At 72.3% G+C, this 25,087-nt stretch carries 23 protein-coding genes and 2 pseudogenes; 15 read left to right on the top strand and 10 right to left on the bottom strand.

Annotated elements, in window-relative coordinates; all coding sequences use genetic code 11:
- Positions 1–212: 212 nt before the first annotated feature.
- The gene (locus ACFVZH_RS35075) at positions 213–1,301 is read left to right on the top strand and encodes a glycosyltransferase (protein WP_384903893.1); all 1,089 of its coding nucleotides are present in this window, start codon (positions 213–215) and stop codon (positions 1,299–1,301) included.
- 63 nt (positions 1,302–1,364) lie between these two features.
- Here the strand turns inward: ACFVZH_RS35075 and ACFVZH_RS35070 are convergent, their stop codons facing one another.
- The 3 genes from ACFVZH_RS35070 to ACFVZH_RS35060 all read right to left on the bottom strand — a co-directional run bounded on the left by ACFVZH_RS35070 (position 1,365) and on the right by ACFVZH_RS35060 (position 4,691).
- Positions 1,365–2,207 carry a DUF6227 family protein gene (locus ACFVZH_RS35070; RefSeq protein WP_384903892.1) on the bottom strand — a complete coding sequence of 281 codons (843 nt, stop codon included), beginning with the start codon at positions 2,205–2,207 and terminating at the stop codon, positions 1,365–1,367.
- A 73-nt stretch (positions 2,208–2,280) separates the two neighbouring features.
- A complete protein-coding gene (locus ACFVZH_RS35065) occupies positions 2,281–3,360 on the bottom strand; it encodes a P1 family peptidase (protein WP_384903890.1) in 1,080 nt (359 codons plus the stop codon).
- Positions 3,361–3,515: 155 nt separating this feature from the next.
- Complete coding sequence (locus ACFVZH_RS35060; RefSeq protein WP_384903888.1) at positions 3,516–4,691, bottom strand: low temperature requirement protein A; 1,176 nt, start codon at positions 4,689–4,691, stop codon at positions 3,516–3,518.
- Positions 4,692–5,011: 320 nt separating this feature from the next.
- On the opposite strand from ACFVZH_RS35060, the pseudogene ACFVZH_RS35055 reads away from it, so the two are divergent.
- The 7 genes and pseudogenes from ACFVZH_RS35055 to ACFVZH_RS35025 all read left to right on the top strand — a co-directional run.
- Positions 5,012–5,293 (top strand): annotated as a pseudogene (locus ACFVZH_RS35055) (glycine radical domain-containing protein); the annotation flags it as partial.
- 402 nt (positions 5,294–5,695) lie between these two features.
- Positions 5,696–6,832, top strand: coding sequence for an MFS transporter (locus ACFVZH_RS35050; protein WP_384903886.1), 1,137 nt, complete (start codon positions 5,696–5,698; stop codon positions 6,830–6,832).
- Positions 6,829–9,153 (top strand): molybdopterin oxidoreductase family protein, encoded by a 2,325-nt coding sequence (locus tag ACFVZH_RS35045; RefSeq protein ID WP_384903884.1) that lies wholly within the window; start codon positions 6,829–6,831, stop codon positions 9,151–9,153. The genes ACFVZH_RS35050 and ACFVZH_RS35045 overlap by 4 nt, the downstream gene beginning before the upstream one ends.
- A 7-nt stretch (positions 9,154–9,160) precedes the next feature.
- Complete coding sequence (locus ACFVZH_RS35040) at positions 9,161–9,760, top strand: 4Fe-4S dicluster domain-containing protein (protein WP_351216634.1); 600 nt, start codon at positions 9,161–9,163, stop codon at positions 9,758–9,760.
- Positions 9,757–10,401 carry a ubiquinol-cytochrome c reductase iron-sulfur subunit gene (locus ACFVZH_RS35035; RefSeq protein WP_384903882.1) on the top strand — a complete coding sequence of 215 codons (645 nt, stop codon included), beginning with the start codon at positions 9,757–9,759 and terminating at the stop codon, positions 10,399–10,401. Before ACFVZH_RS35040 ends, ACFVZH_RS35035 begins: the two co-directional genes overlap by 4 nt.
- On the top strand, positions 10,398–10,829 hold the full coding sequence (locus ACFVZH_RS35030) for a hypothetical protein (protein WP_384903880.1): 432 nt from the start codon (positions 10,398–10,400) through the stop codon (positions 10,827–10,829). Before ACFVZH_RS35035 ends, ACFVZH_RS35030 begins: the two co-directional genes overlap by 4 nt.
- A 120-nt stretch (positions 10,830–10,949) precedes the next feature.
- A complete protein-coding gene (locus tag ACFVZH_RS35025; protein ID WP_384903878.1) occupies positions 10,950–11,171 on the top strand; it encodes a hypothetical protein in 222 nt (73 codons plus the stop codon).
- 19 nt (positions 11,172–11,190) lie between these two features.
- On the opposite strand, the gene mscL is transcribed toward ACFVZH_RS35025, so the two are convergent.
- The 6 genes from mscL to ACFVZH_RS34995 all read right to left on the bottom strand — a co-directional run bounded on the left by mscL (position 11,191) and on the right by ACFVZH_RS34995 (position 16,884).
- Positions 11,191–11,748 (bottom strand): large conductance mechanosensitive channel protein MscL, encoded by a 558-nt coding sequence (mscL, locus tag ACFVZH_RS35020; protein ID WP_384903876.1) that lies wholly within the window; start codon positions 11,746–11,748, stop codon positions 11,191–11,193.
- A gap of 72 nt (positions 11,749–11,820) precedes the next feature.
- Positions 11,821–12,378 (bottom strand): hypothetical protein, encoded by a 558-nt coding sequence (locus ACFVZH_RS35015; protein WP_384903874.1) that lies wholly within the window; start codon positions 12,376–12,378, stop codon positions 11,821–11,823.
- 132 nt (positions 12,379–12,510) lie between these two features.
- Entirely contained in the window at positions 12,511–13,356 is an 846-nt protein-coding gene (locus tag ACFVZH_RS35010; protein ID WP_384903872.1) for an S-methyl-5'-thioadenosine phosphorylase, read from the bottom strand.
- 81 nt (positions 13,357–13,437) lie between these two features.
- A complete protein-coding gene (locus ACFVZH_RS35005) occupies positions 13,438–13,767 on the bottom strand; it encodes an FmdB family zinc ribbon protein (protein WP_384903871.1) in 330 nt (109 codons plus the stop codon).
- A gap of 69 nt (positions 13,768–13,836) precedes the next feature.
- A complete protein-coding gene (locus ACFVZH_RS35000) occupies positions 13,837–15,108 on the bottom strand; it encodes an MFS transporter (RefSeq protein WP_384903869.1) in 1,272 nt (423 codons plus the stop codon).
- 252 nt (positions 15,109–15,360) lie between these two features.
- A complete protein-coding gene (locus ACFVZH_RS34995; protein WP_384903867.1) occupies positions 15,361–16,884 on the bottom strand; it encodes a potassium/proton antiporter in 1,524 nt (507 codons plus the stop codon).
- A gap of 259 nt (positions 16,885–17,143) precedes the next feature.
- Here ACFVZH_RS34995 and ACFVZH_RS34990 point away from each other — a divergent pair, with 259 nt between their 5' ends.
- Positions 17,144–19,888, top strand: a complete 2,745-nt coding sequence (locus tag ACFVZH_RS34990) for a penicillin acylase family protein (protein WP_384903865.1) — start codon at positions 17,144–17,146, stop codon at positions 19,886–19,888.
- On the opposite strand, the gene ACFVZH_RS34985 is transcribed toward ACFVZH_RS34990, so the two are convergent.
- On the bottom strand, positions 19,889–20,482 hold the full coding sequence (locus ACFVZH_RS34985) for a 5-formyltetrahydrofolate cyclo-ligase (RefSeq protein ID WP_384903863.1): 594 nt from the start codon (positions 20,480–20,482) through the stop codon (positions 19,889–19,891). It abuts the gene before it with no gap.
- A 103-nt stretch (positions 20,483–20,585) separates the two neighbouring features.
- Here ACFVZH_RS34985 and galU point away from each other — a divergent pair, with 103 nt between their 5' ends.
- The 6 genes and pseudogenes from galU to ACFVZH_RS34955 form a co-directional block, all read left to right on the top strand.
- Complete coding sequence (gene galU, locus ACFVZH_RS34980) at positions 20,586–21,497, top strand: UTP--glucose-1-phosphate uridylyltransferase GalU (protein WP_384903861.1); 912 nt, start codon at positions 20,586–20,588, stop codon at positions 21,495–21,497.
- 4 nt (positions 21,498–21,501) lie between these two features.
- Positions 21,502–22,866 carry a gephyrin-like molybdotransferase Glp gene (glp, locus tag ACFVZH_RS34975; RefSeq protein WP_384903859.1) on the top strand — a complete coding sequence of 455 codons (1,365 nt, stop codon included), beginning with the start codon at positions 21,502–21,504 and terminating at the stop codon, positions 22,864–22,866.
- Between the two features lie 58 nt (positions 22,867–22,924).
- The gene (gene moaC / locus ACFVZH_RS34970) at positions 22,925–23,410 is read left to right on the top strand and encodes a cyclic pyranopterin monophosphate synthase MoaC (protein ID WP_384903857.1); all 486 of its coding nucleotides are present in this window, start codon (positions 22,925–22,927) and stop codon (positions 23,408–23,410) included.
- Positions 23,407–23,982 carry a molybdenum cofactor biosynthesis protein B gene (locus tag ACFVZH_RS34965; protein ID WP_384903856.1) on the top strand — a complete coding sequence of 192 codons (576 nt, stop codon included), beginning with the start codon at positions 23,407–23,409 and terminating at the stop codon, positions 23,980–23,982. Before moaC ends, ACFVZH_RS34965 begins: the two co-directional genes overlap by 4 nt.
- The gene (locus ACFVZH_RS34960; protein WP_384903854.1) at positions 23,979–24,590 is read left to right on the top strand and encodes a GNAT family N-acetyltransferase; all 612 of its coding nucleotides are present in this window, start codon (positions 23,979–23,981) and stop codon (positions 24,588–24,590) included. Before ACFVZH_RS34965 ends, ACFVZH_RS34960 begins: the two co-directional genes overlap by 4 nt.
- Positions 24,591–24,727: 137 nt before the next feature.
- Positions 24,728–25,087: pseudogene (locus ACFVZH_RS34955) on the top strand (hypothetical protein); the annotation flags it as partial.

Raw genomic sequence — 25,087 nt, 5'->3', positions numbered from 1 at the left:
CCCTTTGTCGGATCATCGGATCGCACGGACGGCGGCTTGACCGTGCGGCGGCACCGCTAACGCCATGGCCCAGCGCCGACAGTCGAACGGATGCGTGCACGACGGCGAACTCCGGACCGTCCTTCGGCGTGCCGACGGCGTGCCGAGGCCCGGCGTCCGTAGGGTCGCCCACCCCCGACAGCTCTCCCGCCCCCACCGGAAGTGGTGTTGCCGTGCAGCCGTCCATCTGCCTGTGCATGATCGTCAAAAACGAGGCCGCCGTGATCGAGCGCTGCCTCGCCTCCGTCCGCGGTCTCGTGGACACCTGGGTCATCTCCGACACCGGTTCCACCGACGGGACCCAGGAGCTGATCCGTACCGCCCTCGCCGGCATCCCGGGCGAGCTGCGGGAGGACCCCTGGGTGAACTTCGGCCACAACCGCAGCCTGAACATCGCGCACGCCCGCGGCCGGGCCGACTACCTGCTGCTCCTCGACGCCGACCACGTCCTGCGCCGGGAGGGACCGCTCCCCACGCCGGCCGCCGACGCGTACATGATCCGCCACGAGGGGACGGTGGAGTACCGCATCAAACGCCTGGTCAGGGGCGATCTGCCGTGGCGGTACGAGGGGGTCACCCACGAGTACCTGACGGCCGACCGCGACCACGTCCAGGAGAACCTGGACGCCCTGGTCGTCGAGGACTACGCCGACGGCGGCTCGCGCCACGACAAGTTCGAGCGCGACGCCCGGCTGCTGGGCGCCGAGCTCGACCGGGACCCGGCCAACCCCCGTACGGTCTTCTACCTCGCGCAGACCATGCGGGACATGGGCCGGTCCGAGGAGGCCGTCACCCTCTACGAGCGGCGCGCGGCCCTGGGCGGCTGGGGCGAGGAGGTCTACATCTCCCTGCTCCAGTCCGGTGTCCTCAGGGCCGAGGCGGGGGACTGGCCGGCCGCGATGGACGCCCTCTCCCGGGCCTGGGAGTCGCGGCCGGAGCGGCTCGAAGCCTGTTACGAGCTGGCGGCACGGCTGCGGAAGATGCGCCGCCACCACGCCGCGCACGCCGTCGTCTCCTCCGTACTGGACCGGGAACCGCCCGACGACCTGCTGTTCATCCAGCCGTGGGTGTACCGGTGGGGGCTGCTCTTCGAGTACTCGATCAGCGCGTACTGGACGGGCGACCACGCCGCTTCGCTGGCCGCCTGCGACCGGCTGCTCGCCCTGCCCGACCTGCCCGAGGCGTACCGCGAGCAGACCCGCGCCAACCGCACGTTCGCCGAGCAGCGGCTCCGCGAGGCCGCCGCCCCCGCGCTCGTCTGAGGAGCGGCGGGGCGGCGGTGGCGGGCGCCGGGACGGCGGTGGCGGGCGGACCGGTGGCGGGTGTCAGCGGACCCGGGAGCGGGACTCCATCGCCTCGCGGGCGGCGCCCTCCGTCTCGTACACCTCGCACATGTGCCGGCCGTCCGGGGTCGCGGTGTGCTCGACCTCCCACAGGCTGATCTCGCTGCCGTCGAGCAGCAGGAACTGGTGCTCGTAGAGGGTGAAGCCGGCGTCCCGGCCCCCCTCGACCGGGCAGTGGCGCCCGAACGCCTGCGTGATGTGGTGCGCGAAGGCCAGCCGGAGGCGGCGGACCGTCCGCTCGCCGGGCCGATCCGCGTTCTCCGCGCGCCGCAGGACGCGGCGCGCGTGGTCGGCGGAGTTGTCCGGCACGTACATCCGGGGCTGGGCGGGTATCGGGCGGGCCAGGAGGGCGCTGAGCAGCTCCAGGTCGTCGTCCTCGTCGAGCGCGCGGCCGTCGGAGCGCTCCGCGGTCCAGCCCGGCAGCGGGCCGGTCGGCAGGCGGGACGCGGCGAGCCGGGCCTCCGCCTCCTCCGTGTACAGCTCGTGCTGCCGGGCGCCGTCCCGGCCGGCGTTGTGCGCGAGCTCCCAGAGGCTGAGCGCGCTTCCGTCGGGGAGCAGATAGGTATGGCGGTGGGTGGTGCGGTGCAGCGACGCGCTGTGGTGCGAGGAGTGCAGCGCGCTGGAGTGCGCGAGCGCCGAACCGAGGCGCTCGACGGTCGAGTCGGGCAGGTCGAAGGAGTTGAGCGCCCGGCCGAGGAGGCGCTCAACGTGCGTCTCGGTCGTCTCGAAGGGATCGTGAGGATCCTGCGGATCGTTCAAGAGGGTCTCCAGGCCGTCGCCGCATGTCACTTGGTGCTTGCTTAACGTAGTCCCTGGGTCTGACATCGTGTCCGTGGTTCCCGAAAACGAAGGGCCCGCACCGGAAGTTCCCGGCGTCACGCCGTCAACTCCCTTGGAGTTACCTGGAGTACGGGCTCGGTCCCCGGTCCGGCCCGTACAGCTCGCGGTACGAGGGGAAGTCCCCGCCCGGCCCCCGCAGGCCGCCCGGGGCCGCCAGCAGTGCCCGGACGATCGCCCGCGTCACCAGGTCGGCACCGGCCGCGAGGATCTCGTTCAGGGCGAGCGGACCCGGCGCCTGCGGCAGCTCCCGCGCCCCCGTGGCCAGCGCGAAGACGGTGTCCCCGTCGTTCATCAGATGCACCGGCCGGACCGCGCGCGCGATGCCGTCGTGCGCCGTGCCCGCGACCTTCCGGGCCTGCGCGCGGGTCAGCACCGCGTCCGTGGCGACGACGGCGAGCGTGGTGTTCAGCGGCGGCGGGGCGGCCGCCGCCCGCGCCTCCGCGAGCCTCCGCAGTGCCGCCTCGTGCACCTCCTCCGGCGGGAGGACGGGCCGGCCGCCGTCGAACCAGCTGCCGTACGGGACGCCCGTCGCCGGGTCGACCGCCGAACCCACCGCGTTCACCACCACCAGCGCGCCCACCGTGATCCCCGACTCCAGGACCGCGCTCGCCGTCCCCACCCCGCCCCGCAGACCGCCGACCACCGCACCGGTGCCCGCGCCGACCGCGCCCGTCTCCACGCGCGCGTGGTCCCCGCCCGCGTCGGCCGCCTCCACCGCCGCCCGGCCCGTCGCCGCGTCCGGCCGGGCGCGGAAGTCACCCCCGCGCCCCAGGTCGAAGACGCACGCCGCCGGCACCACCGGCACCACATGGGACGGGTCGGCGCCCACCCGCACGCCCCGGTGCCGCTCCTCCAGCCAGGCCATCACACCGGCGGCCGCGTCCAGTCCGTACGCGCTGCCGCCGGTCAGGACCACCGCGTCGATCCGCTGCACCACGTTCCGGGGGTCCAGCGCGTCCGTCTCCCGCGTACCGGGCCCGCCGCCCCGCACGTCCACGGCGGCCACCATCCCGCCCGCCGGAGCCAGCACCACCGTCGTGCCGCTCAGCGCCCCGGGCCCGGCCACGCGCGCGTGGCCCACCCGCAGCCCGCTCACGTCGGTGATCGCGTCCTGCCGGTTCCCCTCGGCCTCTGTCATGTCTCCTGCCTACCACGGGCCTTGGCCGGACGGTCCCGCTCAGCGCGCGATCCGGGTGACGGCCGATCCGATGTGACGATCCTTCCCCCGTCCCGCAGCAGCGGCACCAGCCGTTCCAGGCCGATGGGGGGGGCGGCCCCAAGGGGAGGCGGCCGTCAGCCGGTCGCGGGCCGGGGCGCCGGGTTCCGGGCGGTCAGGGTCACGCCGACCGCGACGGTCGCGGCGGCGACGAGTCCGGCGGCGAGGACCGCCCAGCGGCCCGCGAACGAGCACATCAGGATGGCGAACGCCGAGACCGGCAGCACGAGCTGCTGGGCGATGCCGACCTTGAAGTACCGGGCGTGCAGCAGCCACACGGACAGCAGGAACACGGCCGACGGGATCGTCACCGCCGCCGAGGCGGCGAGGGTGGAGATGTGCGCCTTGCCCACGGACTGCTCGACGGCGATCTCCAGGCCCGCGCCGACCGCGGCGGCCGAGGCGAAGATGACGTAGTGGCCGTAGCCCCACAGGAAGCCCTGGCGGCTGGAGGTCAGCCGGTCGTGCGCGGGGACGACGAAGTAGATCCACCAGGCGGCGAAGACCAGCAGCAGACCGCCGGCGGCGATCGGCAGCAGCTCGCCGAGCGCGTCGTGCTCGACGATGCCCGACTTCACGGCGACGGTCGCGGCGGCGACGGTCTCGCCGAGCACGATGATGGTGAACAGGCCGTACCGCTCGGCGATGTGGTGCGGGTGCCAGGTGCTGGGGGCGTCCTTCTCCGCGAACACGGGCACGGCCATCTCGGCGAGCGCCATGACGAGGAACACCCAGGGGCGGGCCGGCTCCGGCGCGAGGACCAGCGCGAGCCAGCCGATCTGGCAGGCGACGACCCCGCCCGCGTACCGCCGGCACATCGTCCGCTCGACGGGGTCGGTGGCGTGGTGGGCGGCGCGCAGCCACTGCGAGGCCAGCGCGAGACGCATGACGAGGTAGCCGAGGTAGACGACGAGGAAGTCGTGCTCCTGGGCGGCGCGCGAGACACCCGCGGCGAGGATGAGCACGCCGGCGATCTGGACGAGGGTGATGACGCGGTACAGGACGTCGTCGTTGTCGTAGGCCGAGGCGAACCAGGTGAAGTTCATCCACGCCCACCAGATCGCGAAGAACACCATCGCGTAGGTGGCGATCCCCTCGCCGGTGTGGCCCTCGGCCACGGCGTGCACGAGTTCGGCGCCCGCCTGGGCGACGGCGACGACGAAGCACAGGTCGAAGAAGAGCTCCAGGGGCGTCGCGGCCCGGTGCGACTCCTCGCGGGAGCGTGCGGTGAGGGGGAGAAACGGTTGTGTCATGCGCCCCAGCACAGCAGAGCCGGAGGCCGGCCCGCCCACATGCCACGCACGGGGGCGGGAGACAGCGGGGCGGTCAGCGGGCGGCGGCGTACGGCGACGGCGTCGGGCGGCCCGGACCGCCGCCCGCCCGTTCGGCGGCGCGCAGCCGGTCGTGCGGCGCGAGGGACACCGCCCGCCCGCCGCTCAGCCCCCGGGTGACCGCGCGGTCGAAGCGCGACGACCCGAGGTCGGGCCGCCGGTGCTCCCGGTTCCTCCGGCCCGCCGCCGACGGGACCTAGGCCCGCCCGTCCGGCGACCATCGGCACTCACGTACCCCTCACGGCATCTCGCTCACCAGCACCGTCACCCCCGACGGCCTGGGCCGCACCCCCGAGGAGCGGATCAGGAACCTCGCGGGCGTCCTCGACGGCTACATGGCCGGCGACGGCTTCCACATGAACGTCAACGTCCTCAACCGCGACACCCTGACGGACGCCATGGAGCACCCGGAGAACTACCCGCAGCTGACCATCCGGGTCTCCGGCTACGCGGTCAACTTCGTCCGGCTCACCCGCGAACGGCAGCTCGACGTCCTGAACCGGACCTTCCACGGCTCGCTGTAGCCCCCTCGCACCCGGGGCCGGGCCCTCACCCCGGCCCCGGGGCGCACCCCACACGATCGAAAGAGGCCCTGCCATGACCAGCCTCGCCTCGGGCCCGCCACCCCGGCCACGCCCGCCGCCGCGGCGACCCGGCGGCCCTCCGAGGGCTCGGTGCACTCCTGGGACCTGTCCACCGGCGTCGACGGCCCCGGCACCCGCTTCGTCACCTTCCCTCGGCGAAGCGAAGTGGCAGGCACTCGCCATGCCGTTCACCCTGCACGACACCCCGTCCCCGACGCCCCGGCAGGTCGCCGCGGCCCGCGAGGTCTTCCAGGCCCACGGCCTGCACGCCGTCTGAGCGACGCTCCACCCAGTAACCATGCAAAACAGGAAAAACGGCCCGTACGGTCTTACCGTGGCCGCGTGACCGAGCCACCGCAGACCGTCGATCCGACACCCACTCCGGGCGACCCGGCCGCCGGCGCCCCCGCCCCGGGGGAGCCATCCGCCGCCGGGCCCCCGCCGCAGACCCCCGCCGCCGTGCGCCGCCGCGCCGGCCTCGCGGGGGCCGTCGTCTCCGCCCTCCTGATCGTCGCGATCGTCTTCGGAAGCCGGCTGCTTCGCGACTTCGACTCGGCCCTCCTGCCCTACGCGGTCGCCACCGTCTTCCTCGCCTTCGGCGTCGCCTACCGCTACACCGTCTGGATCTCCGCCCCCGGCGCCCGGCGCCTCTTCCGGCAGGGCTGGCGGTCCTTCTTCTCCGCCGCGAACTTCCGCCGGGCGCCCACCGCCCTGCCGAAGATGATCGCCACCTACCTCGGCTTCCAGAAGTTCCTCGGCGCCCGCTCCCACGCCCGCTGGGCCGCCCACCAACTCGTCTTCTGGGGCTGCCTGCTCGCCGCCGCGATCACCTTCCCCCTGACCTGGGGCTGGTTCACCTTCACCTCGTCGACCGGCTCGGGCCCCGGCTACGAGATGCGGATCTGGGGCTTCAAGGTCATCGGCTTCGACTCCCTCGGCATTCTCGGCTGGCTGATGTTCCACGGCCTCGACATCGCCGCCGTCCTCGTCATCGCCGGCGCCTCCTACTTCCTCTGGCGCCGCATGAAGGACCGCGGAGCCATCACCGGCCAGCGCTTCGCCTACGACCTGGTGCCCCTGATCTGCCTCATCGTCATCTCGGTGACCGGGCTCCTGCTGACCTTCTCGTCGATCTTCCTGCACGGCGGCGGCTACGAGTTCCTCGCCGTCCTGCACATGGTCTCCGTCGTCTTCACCCTCATCTACATCCCGTTCGGCAAGTTCTTCCACATCGTCCAGCGGCCCGCCGCCGTCGGCATGCAGCTCTTCAAGTACACCTCCCGCCGCAAGGACGAGGAGGTGCTCGGCTGCCTCCGCTGCCACGAGCCCATCGACACCGCCCCGTACGTCGAGAACCTCCAGGGCACCATGCGCGACCTCGACCTCGGCTTCGACGAGTGGGCCCGCTACTGCCCCCGCTGCAAGCGCGTCCTCCGCGGCAACGCCTACCTCGACCAAGTGAAGAAGGGCTTCAAGTGACCGCGTCCGACCCCGCGACCACCCCTGGGCAGCCGCTGCCGCTCGACCCCTCTCTCGCCCCGCCCGGGACGCGGAACTTCCGGGACGCCGGAGGCATCCCCGCCGACCGGTGGCACGCGGACCAGAACGGGGAGACGCTCGTGCCGACCCACTGCTGCTTCTGCGGGGTCCAGTGCGGGATGTACCTCCGGGTCGACCGCGGGGGGAAGGTCTTCGGTGTCGAACCCCGCGACCACGACATCAACCGGATGCGGCTCTGCCCCAAGGGCATCAACGCGTACCAGCAGGTCAACCACCCCGACCGGCTCACCGCGCCGCTCATGCGCAGGAACCGCGACGAGGAGTTCCGCGAGGTCAGCTGGGACGAGGCCCTCGACCGGACCGTCGCCGAGATCCGCCGGATCCAGGGCGAGTACGGCAACGACGCCTTCGGGCTGCTCGGCGGCGCCAGCCTGTTCTCCGAGAAGACCTACCTCGTCGGCAAGTTCGCCCGCGTCGCCCTCAAGTCCCGGCACGTCGACTACAACGGACGCCTCTGCATGGTCTCCGCCGCCGGGGCCAACAAACTGGCCTTCGGCATCGACCGGGCCGGCAACCCCTTCTCCGACATCCTCCTCACCGACTGCCTCCTCATCGCGGGCTCCAACGTCGGCGAGTGCTTCCCCGTCATGACCCAGTACCTGTGGGGGGCCCGCGACCGGGGCGCCACCCTCATCGTGGTCGATCCGCGCGAGACCGCGATCGCCCGCACCGCCGACATCCACGTCGCCCTCAAGCCCGGCACCGACTCCGCCTTCTTCAACGCCGTCCTGAACGTCGTCGTCGCCGAGGGCCTCACCGACGAGGCGTACCTCGCCGCCCACACCACCGGCTGGGACGAGGTGAAGAAGACCGTCGCCGACTACCCGCCCGCCCGCTCGGCGCAGATCTGCGGCGTCCCCGTGGAGCAGATCGTCCAGGTCGCCCGGATGTTCGCCGGTGCCGGCAAGGCCATGGCCTGGCACGCCCGCGGCGTCGAGCACCACTCCCAGGGCGTCGAGAACTGCCTCACCATCATCAACCTCTGCGTCGCCACCGGGAACATCGGCAAGCCCGGCGCCGGATACGGCACCATCACCGGCCAGGGCAACGGCCAGGGAGGCCGTGAGCACGGCCAGAAGTCCGACCTCCTGCCCGGCGGCCGCTCCATCACCAACCCCGAGCACCGCCGCCAGATCTGCGAGATCTGGGGCATCGACGAGGCCGAACTGCCGCCCGCCGGCACCTCCATGATGGAGATGGTCTGGCAGATGCAGCGCAAGGAGATCCGGGGCCTCGTCGGCATCTGCAACAACCCCTTCGTCTCCCTGCCGAACTACGCCACCGTCAAGGACGGCTACGACACCCTCGAGTTCCACGCCCAGTTCGACTTCTTCCTCTCCGAGACCGCCGCCAACGCGCACGTGGTCTTCCCCGTCACCGTCTGGGCCGAGGACGAGGGCGTCATGGCGAACGCCGAGGCCCGGGTCGTCAAGCACAACAAGGCGCAGGAACCACCCGCCGGCGTCCGCACCGACACCTGGGTCATGTGCGAACTCGCCCGGCGGCTCGGCGCGGGCGACAAGTTCGCGTTCCCCGACTCCCGCTCCGTCTTCGAGGAACTCCGGATCGCCTCCGCCGGAACCGTCAACGACTACTACGGCATCACCTACGAGCGCCTGGAGGAGACCGGCGGCATCGCCTGGCCGTGCCCCACCACCGAGCACCCCGGCACGCCCCGCCTCTTCGAGGACGGCCGCACCTACCACCCCGACGGCAGGACCCACCTGCAGGCCGTCGAATGGCACCCGCCCATGGACCCGTACAGCGAGGAGTACCCCCTCTCGCTCACCACCGGCCGCACCGTCGCCCACTTCCTCTCCGGCAACCAGACCCGCCGGCTCGGCGCCCTCGTCGAGCAGACCCCACGACCCTGGGTCGAGGTCCACCCCTCGCACGGCTTCCGCAACGGCGACCCCGTCCGGGTCGTGACCCGCCGCGGCAGCGAGGTCTTCCCGGCCCTCGTCACCGAGGCCATCCGCCCCGACACCGTGTTCATCCCCTACCACTGGCCCGTCCCCACCGCGGCGAACGCCCTCACCATCGACGCCCTCGACCCCCGCTCCAAGATCCCGGAGTACAAGGTCTGCGCCGCCCGCATCGAGGCCGCCGCACACGTCGACGAGGTCCCCGCGCCCCCCACCGCCCCAGGACACCAGGCGTACCCGGAGACCCAGGTCTCCCGCAGCGACCCGCTGCCCCCCACCTCCCCCCAGGGCCGCGGCACCGCGGAGAGGAGCTGACCCGCACATGATGGGCCGCACGATCTTCATCGACCCGGGCCGCTGCATCGGCTGCCAGGCATGCGTCTCGGCCTGCCGCGAATGCGACTCCCACCGCGGCAAGTCGATGATCCACCTCGACTACCCCGACGAGGGCCACTCCGTCGCCTCCCTCCCCACCGTCTGCATGCACTGCGAGGACCCCGTCGCGCCCTGCGCCGAGGTCTGCCCCGCCGACGCGATCCTCGTGACCGCCGACGGCGTCGTGCAGCAGGCCGACACCACCCGCTGCATCGGCTGCGCCAACTGCGTCAACGCCTGCCCCTTCGGCGTCCCCAAGATCGACCTCCAGGCGAAGCTCCAGATGAAGTGCAACCTCTGCTACGACCGCACCGCCTACGGCCTCGCCCCGATGTGCGCCACCGTCTGCCCCACCGGCGCCCTCTTCTACGGCACCCTCGACGAACTCCGGGCCGAGCGCCCCGGCGTCCAGGTGGCCGACTCCTTCACCTTCGGCAGCACCACCGTCTCCACCGGTGTGGCGATGGTCGTCCCCGCCGACAAGGTCCAGTGGCCGGTCCCCGGCGGGCTGCCCGTCGTCGAGATCAATGGAAGGGATGTCCGTTGAGCGTCACCGACCCCCAGCCGCCCGCACCGGACGCCCGCGACGCGGCCCAGGAGGCGCTCCACGACCGGATCGCCGCCGACTCGCTGACCACCCGCCGCGACTACCTGCGGATCGTCGCGACCGTCTCCGGCGGCCTGGCCGTCGGCGGCGTCGCCGTCGCCTCCGGCATCCTGCACCGGCACGGCGACAGCGAGGGCGCCCCCGAGCCCAAGAGGATCGCCGACCGGATCGAGCGCGGGGAGTCGCTGGCCTTCCGCTATCCGGGGGACGAGGACCGGGCGATCGCCGTCCGCATGGAGGACGGCACCCTCACCGGCTACTCCGCCGTCTGCACCCACCTCGCCTGCGCCGTCCTGTGGCGCAAGGACCGGGGGAGCGAGGGCGAGCTGTACTGCCCCTGCCACGAGGGGATCTTCGACGCCCGTACGGGAGAGGTGACCGCGGGCCCGCCGCCGAGGGGCCTGCCGAAGGTGCTGCTCATCGAGCAGGTCGACGGAAGCGTCTGGGCGATCGGGACGGCCCGCTCCGGCGAGAGCGCCGTCGAGGGCTTCTGCCGCCAGAACGGCGACGACCGTCCGTTCTGCCCGGGATTCGGCTCCGGCCCGGGCGGCAAGACGGCGGAGAGGAGTGAGCGGACATGAGCGAGAGCGCGTTCCCCCACGACCCGGAGGCCCCGCGGCCGCCGGCCGGGCCCGCCGGGGGTGTGGATCCCGAGCCCCCGCGGCCCCCCGCGTACACACCCGGCAGCGCGCAGCCGCGGCTGAACCGGCCGGTGCGCGAGCGCTATCCGCAGATCCGTCCCACCAGCGGCTACGGCGATCCCCGGATCCGGCACACCGGGCCGGGGCCGGGCGCCGGCGCGGAGCAGGAGCCGGAGCGCTCCTCGAAGCTGTCCGCCCGTCTCGCGCTGGCGCTGACGGTCGTGATCGGCCAGCTCTGGGGCTTGACGATCGTGGTGGACGAGTGGATGACCGGTGACACCGGTACCGCCTGGTGGGGGACGGGATTCCTCGTCCTGTCGTTCCTCGTGGTCCTCGGCCTCTGGCTCCTCGACCCGAAGGACCGCTGACCCGAAGGCCGCTGACCCGGCGGACCGCTGACCTGGCGGACCGCTGACCCGAAGGGTCGCGGGCCCGGAATGTGCAGATCAGGCGGGTGCGGGGCGGGGGAGCGGGCGTACCCTGAAGGCATGAGCACCGCCCCCGCCCACGGACCGCGAGACGCGAAGCGGCCCGGCACCCCATCCAGCGCCACGGACAGGCCGAAGCCGGTGATCGTCTTCGACGATCCGCTGGACCAGCAGTCCGCGGACGACACGGACCGCGGGTGGGGCGAGCGGCCTCCCGCCGGCGGCGACAGCGCCGCCGACCTCGCGCGCTTCCTGGACGAGAAGCCGCCGCACCACCTCTGAACCCCGCGCGAGACGCGGGTCAGGAGGTGGGGTGCGTCCCCGAGCCGCCGGAGCCGGACCCGGCGCCCGTTCCCGTGCCCGTCGAGGGGCCGCGCTGGGCGACGAGGTGGTCGCGGATCTCCTTGAGCACCTCGAGCTCGCTGATCTCCATGGTCTCCGCGACGCCTTCCTTCGCCTTGTCGTGCGCGGCGCGCTTGGCGAGGATCCTGGCCATCGGCAGGACCATCAGGAAGTAGACGACGGCCGCGGTGATCAGGAAGCTCAGCACCGCGCTGAGGACCAGACCCCACTGGATCTGGATGCCCTGCATCTCCCCGTTGACCACCTTGCAGGGGTCCTTGAGGCAGGACGCGTAGCTCTCCAGGTCCTTGGTGCCGAAGGCGCCGACGACCGGGTTGATGATGCCCTTGACCACCGAGTTCACGATGTTCGTGAACGCGGCACCGATGACGACCGCGACCGCCAGGTCGATCACGTTGCCGCGCATCAAGAAGGCCCTGAAGCCTCCGAGCAAGCTTTCCTTCTTCTGCGCCACCAAGGTGCCTTTCGTCGTGTGAGCTGCTGTCTGCGGAGCCATTAGGCCGTGAACGGCGCGAGGGCGTCCAATCCGTACACACGGGACGGTGACTTGACAGACAGTCAGTGCGAATCAGCACACTGTCACCGCCAGTTGGGACGTGACACCGGCACCTGCCAGCGCGGTCGCCGTCGGCCGTGGCACGGACAGGACGACGAGCGCCCCTCCGTCCGGTCGAGTCTCGCCCGGCCGCGGAACTTCGGCCACTCGGGCGCCCGTCGCGACCACGCGGGCCTCACCTCCCTCGCCCAGCGCGGAGTTGGGAGCGGCGATCACGTCCACCCGGTCACCGGGCCGCAGCAGCCGCACGGTCGCCGCGTCGGCGATCCGGACCGGCGCGGACACCAGGGGAGCGGCGGCGGGCGGCCGCGCACGGGCGACGGCCGTGGGCCCGCCGGCACCCGAGGCTGCGGCCTCGCTGGAGCCGGAGCCGGGGCCGAAGCCGCCCCCGCCCGGGCCTGTGCCGCTCGCGAAGGCCAGCGCCGCCGCCGTCAGGGCGAGGAGCAGCGCCGGGGCGAGCCGTCCGCTCCGCAGCGCCCTCCGCAGCCGGTGCCGGGCGCCGCGGACCCGCAGCGGCTCGAAGGGCGGCACCGTGCGGGGAGCGGGAACGGAGGGGAGGGTGGTGGTCATGCGGGGTACCGCCTGTCTGGCCGGGGCGTGTGAGGGGGGAACTCGCCCCACTGTCCCGGCCCCGCTCCCGTCCCGCTCCGGCTTGGGGATCACCCCCGGCCTGTGGAGAACCACGCCACCCCCGGGAGGGGTTTACGGCAGTTCGATCCCCAGGTCCCAGCCGTCGTGCGCGTGCGTGCACAGGCAGTCCCGGTCGATGGTGGCCGGCAGTGCGCCCACGGCGTCGACCAGCACCTCGCGCAGCCGTCCCACGTTCTCGCCGAACACCCGCAGCACCTCCGTGTGGGAGACGCCCTCGCCGGTCTCGGCGCCCGCGTCGAGGTCGGTGACGAGCGCGAGGGAGGTGTAGCAGAGGCCCAGTTCGCGGGCGAGGACGGCCTCGGGGTGACCGGTCATGCCGACGACGGACCAGCCGGCGGCGGCGTGCCACCGCGATTCGGCGCGGGTGGAGAAGCGGGGCCCCTCGATCACGACCATCGTGCCGCCGTCGACCGGTTCCCAGCCCCGCCCCCGGGCGGCCTTGACCGCGGCCCGGCGCCCGTCCGGGCAGTACGGGTCGGCGAAGGTGACGTGGACGACGCGCGGGACGACGCCGTCGGACCGCCGTTCCCCGTCGAAGTAGGTCTGTGCCCGGCTCTTCGTACGGTCGACGAGCTGGTCCGGCACGACGAGGGTGCCCGGCCCGTGCTCCTCGCGCAGTCCGCCGACCGCGCAGGGCCCGAGGACCTGCCGTACGCCCAGGGAGCGGAGCGCCCAGAGGTTGGCGCGGTAGTTGACGCGGTGCGGCGGGACGCTGTGGCCGCGGCCGTGCCGGGGGAGGAAGGCGACCCGCCGGCCGGCGATCTCGCCGAGGAAGAGGGAGTCGCTGGGGCTGCCGTAGGGGGTGTCGACGGACACCTCCGTGACGTCCTCCAGGAAGGAGTAGAGGCCGGAGCCGCCGATCACGCCGATCTCCGCGTACGCGTCATGGGTCGCCATGGTGGTCACCCTATGCGCGGGGTGGGCGAACGCCGAGGGTCCCGTCGCGCAAGGCGACGGGACCCTCGGGGAAGAACCTGCTCAGGCGGCCGAGCTTCCGGTGCTCGACGACGAGGCCGAGGAGGAGGAAGCGGACGACGAGGTCGACGCGGCCGGCTTCGCGTCCGACGTCGTGGACGTGGACGAGGTCGACGGGGTCGAGGACTTCGAGGCCGGCGAGCTGCTGGACGACGAGCCGCGGCTGTCGTTCCGGTAGAAGCCGGAGCCCTTGAAGACGATGCCGACGGCCGAGAACACCTTCTTCAGGCGTCCCTGGCAGCTGGGGCACTCGGTCAGCGCGTCATCGGTGAACTTCTGCACCGCCTCGAGGGCTTCGCCGCACTCGGTGCACTGGTACTGGTAGGTCGGCACTGTGACTTCCTCCTGGCACTCACACTCATCGAGTGCTAACGACGATCCATACTGACGTATTCCGTGGGATCAGTCCACCGCCACCGGCACGCGGTGACCGATACCACGCGCGGCGACCCGGCTGGTCTCGCGCGGCTGCAGCCGTGACCGCAGGGCGAGGAGCGTGGCCAGGGCGAGCGCCGTGCCCACCATCGGCACCAGGAAACCGCTGCTCGCGCCGTGTGCGTCGGCGAGCCGGCCGGCGACCGTGACGGCCGCGGCCTGGCCGAGCGCGACGGCGCCGGTGAGCCAGGTGAACGCCTCGGTACGGGACGAGGCCGGGATCAGGGTCTCGACGATGGTGTACCCGGTGATGAGCGCGGGGGCGATGCACAGGCCCACGACCAGGCCCAGGGCGCCGAGGAGCAGCACCGAGTGCGCGGTCCACAGCAGGGAGGCGGCGACGGTGAGTCCGGCGTAGCCGAGGATGAGGCGGCGGCGGGGGCCGGTCTTCCAGGCGACGGCGCCCATGGCGATGCCCGCGAGCATGTTGCCGGCGGCGAAGACCCCGTAGAGCAGACCGTTGGCGCCGGGGTTGCCGATCTCCTCGGTGAAGGCCGTGAGGGAGACCTGCATACCGCCGAAGACGGCGCCGATGCCGAGGAAGGCGACGATCAGGACGCGGACGCCCGGGATGGAGAGGGCGGAGCGGCGGGGCTCGGCCGAGGTGGCCGCGGCGACGCCGTGCGCGGGCTGGGTGGCGCGCTGGGCGGCGAAGAACAGGCCGCCGACGAGGGTGAGGGCGGCCTCGGCGATCAGGCCGGCGGCCGGGTGGATGCCGGTGCACAGGGCGGTGGCGAGGACGGGTCCGACGACGAAGGTGAACTCGTCCGTGACGGACTCGAAGGCCGCGGCGGTCGGCATCAGCGGGGTGCCGTCGAGCTTGGCGGCCCAGCGGGCCCGGACCATCGGGCCGACCTGGGGCACGGAGGCACCGGCGGGCACGGCGGCCAGGAACAGCGCCCAGAGCGGGGCGCCGCCCAGGGCGAGGGCCACGAGCAGGGAGACGGACGCGGTGTGGACGAGGACGCCGGGGATCAGCACGGCGCGCTGGCCGTAGCGGTCGGCGAGCTTGCCGCTCTGCGGCGCGAAGAGCGCCATGGAGACCCCGGTGGCGGCGGCGACGGCGCCGGCGCTGCCGAACGAGCCGGTGGTGTGCTGGACGAGCAGGACGATGCCGATGGTCAGCATCGCGAAGGGCTGCCGGGCGGCGAACCCGGGGAGCAGGAAGGACAGCGCACCGGGGGTGCGCAGCAGCTGCCCGTAGCCGGGCCGCTTGTCCGAGATGACCGTGGACGCCACGGTCCTGGCCTTTCTGCCGCCTGGTAGCGCGCCCCCGGCACGGTGGTGCGGGTGTCGCCGAGAGCTGTCCTCATGCGCGTTACTGCGGTAGATACCGGGCCGGCCCCACTGCGGAGGGGCGCCACGGCCGCCATACGGTCGCGCCAGCTCTGCGTCAGGCAGAGTTGGTTCGATCAGGTGTGCCTTCATGGTACAGGGAAGAACGTCCTCCTGCCTGGGAAAACGCTCCTGTCCCTGAATTAATGCCTCGGATTAACCGGATGTTCCCTTGCGGGGTTCGCCGGGGCGGTGGAAGCGCAGGGCCGTGCCCGCGGGGGCGGAGGCCGCCGTCGCGCCGCCCGTGCCGAGCCAGCCGGCGAGCTTGCCGCCCTGGCCGACCGCCCGCAGCCGCCGTTCGGTGGCGTCGCGCACCGGGTCGGTCGTGACGACGAGGAGCTCGTCGTGGTGCCGCAGGACGGTGGCCGGCCCGGGGACGAAGCTCGCCCCGTCCCGTACGACGAGGGTGACGGCCGCTCCGGCCGGCAGGCGCAGCTCGCCGACCTCGACGCCGTGCATCCGGGAGTGCTCCGGGATGGCGACGGAGAGCAGGTGGCCGCGGAGCCGCTCCAGGGGCGCGGATTCGACGCCGAGGTCGGCGGCCTCCGCGGAGTCGCCGAGCTTCAGGGCCTTCGCGAGCCAGGGGAGGGTCGGGCCCTGGACGAGGGTGTAGACGACGACGAGGACGAAGACGATGTTGAAGATCCGCTCGCTGCCCTCGATGTCGGAGACCATCGGGATGGTGGCGAGGATGATGGGCACGGCGCCGCGCAGGCCGGCCCAGGACATCAGGGCCTGCTCCTGCCAGGGGATCCGGAACGGCAGCAGGCTGACCAGGACCTCCATGGGCCGGGCGACCACCGTGAGGACCAGGCCGATGACGACGGCGGGCCAGAAGTCGTGGACGAGCTCGTGCGGGGTGACGAGCAGGCCGAGCAGGACGAACATGCCGATCTGGGCGATCCAGCCGAGTCCCTCGGCGAAGCCGCGGTTCGCGGGCGCGTGCGGCAGCTTGGCGTTGCCGAGGACCATCGAGGCCAGGTAGACGGCGAGGAAGCCGGAGCCGTGGGCCATGGCGCCGGCGGCGTACGCGACGACCGCGATGGCCATGACGGCGATCGGGTAGAGGCCGGAGGCGGGCAGGGCGATGTGCCGCAGGCCGTAGGCGCCGACGAAGCCGACGGCGAGACCGACGGCGACGCCGATGGCGAGTTCGAGGGCGATCTCGCCGACGAGCGCGTACCAGTGGTCGACCGGTCCCGCGGTGGAGAAGGCGACGACGAGGATGACGACGGGGGCGTCGTTGAAGCCGGACTCGGCCTCCAGGACACCGGTGACCCGCGAGGGCAGGGGCACCTTGCGCAGGACGGAGAAGACGGCCGCGGCGTCGGTGGAGGAGACGACGGCGCCGATGATCAGGGCCTGCCGCCAGTCGAGGCCGACCAGGTAGTGGGCGCCGGCGGCCGTGATGCCGACGCTGACGGCGACGCCGACGGTGGAGAGGACGACCGCGGCGGGCAGCGCCGGCTTGATCTCCTTCCACTTCGTGCCGAGACCGCCCTCGGCGAGGATCACGACGAGGGCCGCGTAGCCGATGACCTGGGTGAGTTCGGCGTTGTCGAAGGCGACGTTCCCGATGCCGTCCTGGCCTATGGCGATGCCGATGCCCAGGTACAGCAGGAGGCTGGGGAGACCGCTGCGGGAGGAGATCCGCACGGCCGCGACCGCGATCAGCAACACGAGCGAGCAGATGAGCAGGAGTTCGTTGAGCTGGTGGACAGTCAGTGGCCGTTCCTTCCCCTCGCGTGCAGCTGGATCGTTCCTCCAGCGGACGACACTTCGTTACCTTACCTAATCTTTAACGTTTTCTTGACGCCGTCTTTGCGCCTCCTCGCTCATCAGTACGGTTCTCTTCCTGACACCGCGTCCAGGCCGCCCGGACGCTGCGCCTAAGGTGGCTCCCGTACTCCAGGACCACCCTGCCCCTCGAAGGACAGCGATGCCCTCCAACACGACCGCGCCCCCCGCCAAGAAGAAAGGGCGGCGCGCCCGCCTGCTCCTCCTCCTCCTGGTCCTCGCACTGGTCGCGGGCATCGGATTCGGCGGGTACTGGGGTGTCAGCACCGTCCGGGCCTCGTTCCCGCAGACCAGCGGCGAGATCCGGCTCGACAAGCTCTCCGGCGAGGTGGAGGTCAAGCGCGACGCGAACGGCGTCCCGCAGATCTACGCCGACAACGAGGCGGACCTCTTCCGCGCCCAGGGCTATGTCCAGGCGCAGGACCGGTTCTACGAGATGGACGTCCGCCGGCACGTGACCGCGGGCCGGCTCTCCGAGATGTTCGGCGAGAGCCAGGTCGACACCGACGCCTTCCTGCGCACGCTGGGCTGGCGCCGGGTCGCGCAGCAGGAGTACGACAGCGTCCTGTCGCCGGAGACGAAGAAGTACCTCCAGGCGTACGCGGAGGGCGTCAACGCCTATCTGAAGGACCATGAGAAGCCCGCGGACATCTCGGTCGAGTACGCGGCCCTGGCCCTGACCAACGACTACGCGATCGAGCCGTGGACCCCGGTCGACTCGGTGGCCTGGCTGAAGGCGATGGCCTGGGACCTGCGCGGCAACATGCAGGACGAGATCGACCGCTCCCTGCTGACCAGCCGGCTGAGCGCGGCGCAGATCAAGCAGCTGTACCCGGCCTACCCGTACGCGCTCCACCAGCCGATCGTGGGCCAGGGCGCCGTCGACGAGTCCACCGGGAAGTTCGACCCGAAGGCCGAGGCCGGCGAGGGCGACGGCGCGACCACCGGCGACACCCCGGGCAACGGCCCCGGCGGCTCCGACGCCTCCGGTACGCAGTCCCAGCTCGGGGCGCTCTCCGAGGTCCTCGACACGATCCCCGCCCTGCTCGGCCCCAACGGCAACGGCATCGGCTCCAACTCCTGGGTCGTCTCCGGGAACCTGACGACCTCCGGCAAGCCGCTGCTCGCCAACGACCCGCACCTCGCGCCCCAGCTGCCGTCCCTCTGGTACCAGATGGGTCTGCACTGCCGCTCGGTCTCGGCCACCTGCCGCTACGACGTCGCCGGCTACACCTTCTCCGGCATGCCCGGTGTGATCATCGGGCACAACGACAAGATCGCCTGGGGTCTCACCAACCTCGGCGCCGACGTCACCGACCTCTACCTGGAGCGCGTCGGCCCCGACGGCTACCTCGTCGACGGCAAGGTCAAGCCCTTCGACAGCCGCGAGGAGATCATCAAGGTCGCGGGCGGCGACGACCGCAAGATCACCGTCCGCTCCACCGACCACGGCCCGCTCGTCTCCGACCGCTCCTCCGAACTGGAGAAGGTCGGCCAGAAGGCCCCCGTCGGCAACGCAGCCCCCGACCGCGGCACCGGCTACGGCGTCTCCCTCCAGTGGACCGCCCTCCAGCCCGGCAGGTCGATGGACGCGATCTTCGCGATCGACCGCGCCAAGGACTTCACCACCTTCCGGGCCGCGGCCAGGAACTTCGAGGTCCCCTCGCAGAACCTGATCTACGCCGACACCGCGGGCAACATCGGCTACCAGTCCCCGGGCAAGATCCCCCGGCGCACCAAGGGCGACGGCACCCTGCCGGCCCCCGGCTGGGACTCCACCTACCGCTGGAAGGGATACGTCCCCTTCGAGCAGCTGCCCTACGAGTTCAACCCGAAGCGCGGCTACATCGTCACCGCCAACCAGGCCGTGATCGACGAGAAGACCTACCCCGACCTGCTCACCGAGGACTGGGGCTACGGCTCGCGCAGCCAGCGGATCAACGACCTCATCGAGTCGAAGACCAAGGACGGCGGCAAGATCTCGCCGGACGACATGCGGACCATGCAGACGGACAACCGCAGCGAGATCGCCACGCTCCTCAACCCGCTGCTGCTGAAGATCGACATCTCCGACCCCTACGTCCGCGAGGCGCAGAAGCTCCTCGAAGGCTGGGACTACACCCAGGAGCCCGACTCGGCCGCCGCCGCCTACTTCAACGCGGTCTGGCGCAACGTCCTCAAGCTCGCCTTCGGGAACAAGCTGCCCAAGGAGCTGCGCGCCGAGGGCGACTGCATCAACGTCCGCCCGGTCGACGCCACCGGCCCGGTCGACGAGCAGAACAAGCTCGTACGGGAATGCGGCCAGCGCGACCCCGACTCGGCGCAGCCCGACGGCGGCGACCGCTGGTACGAGGTGGTCCGCCCGCTCCTCAAGCAGGAGAAGAGCACGTGGTGGACGACCCCGGGCGACCGCACCAACCAGCCCACCGAGACCCGTGACCAGCTGCTCGCGCAGGCCATGAAGGACGCGCGCTGGGAGCTGACCGCCAAGCTCGGCAAGGACGTCACCACCTGGAGCTGGGGCCGGCTGCACCAGCTGACCCTGAAGAACCAGACCCTCGGCACCGCCGGCCCCGGCGTCGTGCAGCAGCTCCTCAACCGCGGCCCGTGGAACCTGGGCGGCGGCGAGGCCGCGGTCGACGCGACCGGCTGGAACGCGGCCGGCGGCTACGAGGTCATCTGGGTGCCGTCGATGCGGATGGTGGTCAACGTCGGCGACTGGGACAAGTCCCGGTGGATCAACCTGACCGGCGCCTCCGGCCACGCCTTCCACTCGAACTACACCGACCAGACGGACGCCTGGGCCAAGGGCGAGCTCCTCGACTGGGCCTACGGCGCCGCGGCGGTCACCGCGGCGACGAAGGACACGCTGGTCCTCAAGCCCTGATCAGGGGCGGAAGCGGGTGACCCCGGCCGGGGTCACCGCCGCGTGCACGGGGTGGTCGTGCGGTTCCTCCGGGACCCGGGCGACCACCTCGTCCGCGTACAGGAGGACCACCAGGGCGGGGTCCGCGCCCGCCCGCGCGAGCCGGGCGAGCACCCGGTCGTACGAGCCGCCGCCGCGGCCGAGCCGCATCCCGCGCCCGTCGACCGCGAGGCCCGGCAGCAGGACCGTGTCGGCGGCGCACACCGCCTCGGGGCCCAGCCGCGGCCCGACCGGTTCGAGTAGCCCCCGGCCGGCCTTCGCCAGCCGCTCCGGACCCTCGTACGCGGCCCAGTCCAGGTCGTTGTCGGGGAGCAGGACGGGCAGCAGGACCCGGACCCCGCGCGCGTGGAGCGCGTCGAGCAGCGCGCGCGTTCCCGGTTCGCGGCCCACCGACACATACGCGGCGACGGTGGTGGCCTCCGCGAGTTCGGCCAGTTCCACACCCCGGCGGGCGAGGGATTCGGCCGTGTCCGCCAGGGAATCAGCACTCAGCGCGGCCCGGGCGGCCAGAAGTCGACTGCGGAGCAGGGTTTTTTCGGACATCTCAGGTGTCATGACAGCCTCTGTATAGCCACGAAACTCATGTAACTGTCTTTATGTGGAGGAAGTTAACCGAAGCCACATCTTCCTCTCATTCCGAACGGCTAAGGTGCACCGCATGAATCAGTCGCTTCCCAGGCTCGGCCGGATCAGCAAGGCTGTCATCCCGGCCGCCGGCCTCGGCACCCGCTTCCTCCCGGCGACCAAGGCGACGCCCAAGGAGATGCTGCCGGTCGTCGACAAGCCGGCCATCCAGTACGTCGTGGAGGAAGCCGTCGCCGCCGGCCTCTCCGACGTGCTCATGATCACCGGCCGGAACAAGCGTCCCCTGGAGGACCATTTCGACCGGAACTACGAGCTGGAGGAAGCCCTGACCCGGAAAGGCGACGACGAACGCCTCTCCAAGGTCCAGGAATCCAGTGACCTCGCCACCATGCACTACGTGCGCCAGGGCGCCCCGCGCGGCCTCGGCCACGCCGTGCTGTGCGCCGCTCCGCACGTCGGCGACCAGCCCTTCGCCGTCCTCCTCGGCGACGACCTGATCGACCCGCGCGACCCGCTGCTGGCCCGCATGGTCGAGGTCCAGGAGCGCGAGGGCGGCAGCGTGATCGCCCTGATGGAGGTCGAACCCTCGCAGATCCACCTGTACGGCTGCGCCGCGGTCGAGGCGACCGTCGACTCCGACGTGGTGCGGGTGACGGACCTGGTCGAGAAGCCGGAGCCGGCCGAGGCCCCGAGCAACTACGCGGTCATCGGCCGCTACGTCCTGGATCCGGCCGTCTTCGAGACGCTGCGGGACACCGAGCCGGGCCGCGGCGGCGAGATCCAGCTGACCGACGCCCTGCAGAAGCTCGCCGCCGACGAGAAGATCGGCGGCCCCGTGCACGGCGTCGTGTTCAAGGGGCGCCGCTATGACACCGGCGACCGCGGGGACTATCTGCGTGCCATTGTCAGACTCGCGTGCGAACGTGAAGATCTGGGACCGGACTTCCGGGCCTGGCTCCGGAGATACGTCAGCGAGGAGATGTAGCACCTTGAGCAGCAGCACGGCACCGTCGCCGTCCCCCGACGACAGCGGCCACGACCACGGGACGGCCCCGGCGGACCCCTGCGCGGGCCCGGCCCGCGGCCTGTGGTCGGTGGACGAGCACCTGGCCGACATCCTCGCGACCGTCGGCCCGCTCGAACCCATCGAGCTGCAACTCCTCGACGCCCAGGGCTGCGTCCTCGTCGAGGACGTGACGGTGCCGGTCGCGCTGCCCCCCTTCGACAACAGCTCCATGGACGGCTACGCGGTCCGGGTCGCCGATGTCGCCGGAGCCACCGAGGAGTTCCCCGCCGTCCTCACCGTCGTCGGCGACGTCGCCGCCGGCGACGGCGGTCTGCCCACCGTCGGCCCCGGACAGGCCGCCCGGATCATGACCGGCGCCCCGGTGCCGCCCGGCGCCGAGGCCGTCGTCCCCGTCGAGTGGACCGACGGCGGCACGGGCGGGGGCGCGGCCACCGGCATGCGCGCCGCGAGCACCGCGCCCGAGGGTGCCGGGGGCGAGGTGCGGATCCACCGGTCCGCCGCGGCCGGAGCCCACGTCCGCACGGCGGGCAGCGACGTACGGGCCGGCGAACTGGCCCTGGCGGCGGGCACCGTCCTGGGGCCGCCGCAGATCGGCCTGCTGGCCGCGATCGGCCGGGGCACCGTGAAGGTCCGTCCCCGGCCGCGGGTGGTCGTGATCTCCACCGGCAGCGAACTGGTCCAGCCCGGCGAACCGCTCGGCGAGGGCCAGATCCACGACTCCAACAGCTTCGCGCTCGCCGCGGCCGCCCGGGACGCCGGGGCGCTCGCCTACCGGGTGGGGGCCGTCGCCGACGACGCGGAGTCGCTGCGCGGCACCATCGAGGACCAGCTCATCCGGGCCGACCTCATCGTGACCACGGGCGGGGTCAGCGTCGGCGCGTACGACGTGGTGAAGGAGGCGCTGACCGCCGACGGCCAGGTCGACTTCCGCAAGCTGGCCATGCAGCCCGGCAAGCCGCAGGGCTTCGGCGCGATCGGCGCCGAGCAGATCCCCCTGCTCGCCCTGCCGGGCAACCCGGTCTCCTCGTACGTCTCCTTCGAGCTGTTCGTCCGGCCCGCGATCCGTGCCCTGATGGGCGTCGAGGACCTCCACCGGCCCCGCGTCCAGGCGGTCCTCGCGGCCGATAAGGCGCTCTCGTCGCCGCCCGGCCGCCGCCAGTTCCTGCGGGGCACCTACGACCCGGAGGCCGGCACCGTCACCCCCGTGGGCGGCGCCGGATCCCATCTGATCGCGGCCCTCGCGCACGCGGACTGCCTGCTCGTGGTCCCGGAGGAGGCCGAGGGCGTGGAGCCGGGCAGCACGCTGGAAGTGGTCCTCCTCGGCTGAGGGGGCGAGGGTGGGGGTACGGTGTCGTCCCCAAACAGCGACCGGGAGTGTCACGGCCATGAGCACGCAGCAAGGTCTCACCCACATCGACGAGGCGGGTGCGGCCCGCATGGTCGACGTCTCCGCGAAGGACGTCACGTCCCGCACCGCGCGGGCCAGCGGGCGGGTCCTCGTCTCGCCGCGCGTGATCGAGCTGCTGCGCGGCGAGGGCGTCCCGAAGGGCGACGCGCTCGCCACCGCCCGGATCGCGGGGATCATGGGCGCCAAGAAGACCCCCGACCTCATCCCGCTCTGCCACCCGCTCGCCGTCTCGGGCGTCACCCTGGACCTCGCGGTCACCGACGAGGCGGTGGAGATCCTCGCGACGGTGAGGACCACGGACCGCACGGGCGTCGAGATGGAGGCCCTGACGGCGGTCTCGGTGGCCGCCCTGACGGTCGTCGACATGATCAAGGCGGTCGACAAGGGCGCGGTCATCTCCGACGTACGGGTGGAGGAGAAGACGGGCGGCAAGTCGGGTCACTGGACGCGGAGCGGGTCGTGACGCGCGGGGGCCGGGTGGCCGGAGCGCACGAGCACGAGGAGGCACCCGCGGCGGCGCTCGACGCCGGTGCGGGCGGCGCGCTCCTCTCGCCGTACGCGGCGCTCGTCGTCACCGCCTCCAACCGGGCGTCCGCCGGGGTCTACGAGGACAAGGGCGGCCCGCTGATCGCCGCGGGCCTGACCGCCATGGGCTTCGCCGTCGACGGCCCGCAGGTCGTCCCGGACGGCGCGCCGGTCGAGGCGGCGCTGCGGGCGGCGGTGGCCGCCGGGTACGACGTGGTGGTCACCACCGGCGGCACGGGCATCTCGCCCACCGACGAGACGCCCGAGGCGACCCGCCGGATCCTGGAGCGGGAGATCCCCGGCATCCCGGAGGCGATCCGCGCCCACGGCCGGGAGAAGGTGCCCACGGCGGCGCTCTCGCGCGGCCTCGCGGGGGTCGCGGGCGGCACCCTGATCGTGAATCTGCCCGGGTCCACCGGCGGGGTGCGGGACGGTCTCACCGTCCTGGAGCCGATCCTGCGGCACGCCGTCGACCAGATCCGCGGCGGCGACCACCCGAGACCGTCGTGATCCCGACCTGGCCGGTGGTCCTCGTGGACGGGGACGTCGTGCTCCGGCCGATAAGGATGCGCGACCAGCGGGCCTGGCGCGAGGTGAACCGGCGCAACCGCGAATGGCTGCGGCCCTGGGAGGCGACGGTTCCGCCGCCGCCCCCGGGCGGGCCGGTCGCGCAGCGGCCGACCTACCGTCAGATGGTGCGCCATCTGCGGTCGGAGGCGAACGCGGGGCGGATGCTGCCGTTCGTGATCGAGTACCAGGGGCGGCTCGTCGGGCAGTTGACGGTGGCCGGGATCACCTGGGGCTCGATGTGCTCCGGGCACGTGGGCTACTGGGTGGACAGCGAGGTCGCCGGGCGCGGGGTCATGCCGACGGCGGTCGCGCTCGCCGTCGACCACTGCTTCCGCGCGGTGGGGCTGCACCGCATGGAGGTGTGCATCCGTCCGGAGAACGGGCCTTCGCGCCGGGTGGTGGAGAAGCTCGGATTCCGCGAGGAGGGGCTGCGGCCCCGCTATCTCCACATCGACGGTGGCTGGCGCGATCATCTGGTCTTCGCGTTGACGGCGGAAGAGGTGCCGGAGGGGCTGTTGAGGCGCTGGCATCAGGCAAGAATGCGATAAGTGTTCGAATTCAATCGGCAGTTGGCATGCAAACGATCTGAACAATCACAAAAAAGTTCAGTGATATCAGCCAGATCGTGCGACACACCGGGCCAATTGGCCGATGGCCCCACGCGAACCCCTCTACCGTGTGAGGCGTGAGCAGCAGCGGCCTCATCTACGCAGTCATCGTCGGGGCCTGGGCCGCCTACTTGGTGCCGATGTGGCTCCGCAGGCAGGACGAGCTGAACGAAGCCCGTCCGACGGAACGCTTCAGCACCGCCATCCGGCTGCTTTCCGGACGGGCGGGCATGGAGCGCCGGTACGCCAAGGAGCTCAAGGAGCGGGACCGTACGGCGGAGGGCCCGACGCCCGACGTGGACCCGGACGCGGCGACCGAGCATCTCAGCTCGGTCGACGTCCGGGCCTTTTCCGCGCCCGCGGCCAGAACCGAGGCGCGCCTGGAACTCCCGCATCCCGAAGCGGAGCCCGCCCCGGTCCCGGTCCCGGCGTCCGCC

Origin of the sequence: Streptomyces sp. NPDC059534 (assembly GCF_042743475.1) — a bacterium.
Taxonomy (GTDB): Bacteria; Actinomycetota; Actinomycetes; order Streptomycetales; family Streptomycetaceae; genus Streptomyces.
The sequence above is the reverse complement of the archived record's forward strand: the minus strand, read 5'-3'. Positions and strand labels throughout refer to the sequence as shown.

Bases quoted from the DNA above. Each gene is read 5' to 3' on its own strand.
- ACFVZH_RS35070 (WP_384903892.1), bottom strand. From the start codon at position 2,207: ATGTCAGACCCAGGGACTACGTTAAGCAAGCACCAAGTGACATGCGGC.
- ACFVZH_RS35065 (WP_384903890.1), bottom strand. From the start codon at position 3,360: ATGACAGAGGCCGAGGGGAACCGGCAGGACGCGATCACCGACGTGAGC.
- ACFVZH_RS35060 (WP_384903888.1), bottom strand. From the start codon at position 4,691: ATGACACAACCGTTTCTCCCCCTCACCGCACGCTCCCGCGAGGAGTCG.
- ACFVZH_RS35040 (WP_351216634.1), top strand. From the start codon at position 9,161: ATGATGGGCCGCACGATCTTCATCGACCCGGGCCGCTGCATCGGCTGC.
- ACFVZH_RS35030 (WP_384903880.1), top strand. From the start codon at position 10,398: ATGAGCGAGAGCGCGTTCCCCCACGACCCGGAGGCCCCGCGGCCGCCG.
- ACFVZH_RS35025 (WP_384903878.1), top strand. From the start codon at position 10,950: ATGAGCACCGCCCCCGCCCACGGACCGCGAGACGCGAAGCGGCCCGGC.
- mscL (WP_384903876.1), bottom strand. From the start codon at position 11,748: ATGGCTCCGCAGACAGCAGCTCACACGACGAAAGGCACCTTGGTGGCG.
- ACFVZH_RS35015 (WP_384903874.1), bottom strand. From the start codon at position 12,378: ATGACCACCACCCTCCCCTCCGTTCCCGCTCCCCGCACGGTGCCGCCC.
- ACFVZH_RS35010 (WP_384903872.1), bottom strand. From the start codon at position 13,356: ATGGCGACCCATGACGCGTACGCGGAGATCGGCGTGATCGGCGGCTCC.
- ACFVZH_RS34990 (WP_384903865.1), top strand. From the start codon at position 17,144: ATGCCCTCCAACACGACCGCGCCCCCCGCCAAGAAGAAAGGGCGGCGC.
- ACFVZH_RS34985 (WP_384903863.1), bottom strand. From the start codon at position 20,482: ATGACACCTGAGATGTCCGAAAAAACCCTGCTCCGCAGTCGACTTCTG.
- galU (WP_384903861.1), top strand. From the start codon at position 20,586: ATGAATCAGTCGCTTCCCAGGCTCGGCCGGATCAGCAAGGCTGTCATC.
- moaC (WP_384903857.1), top strand. From the start codon at position 22,925: ATGAGCACGCAGCAAGGTCTCACCCACATCGACGAGGCGGGTGCGGCC.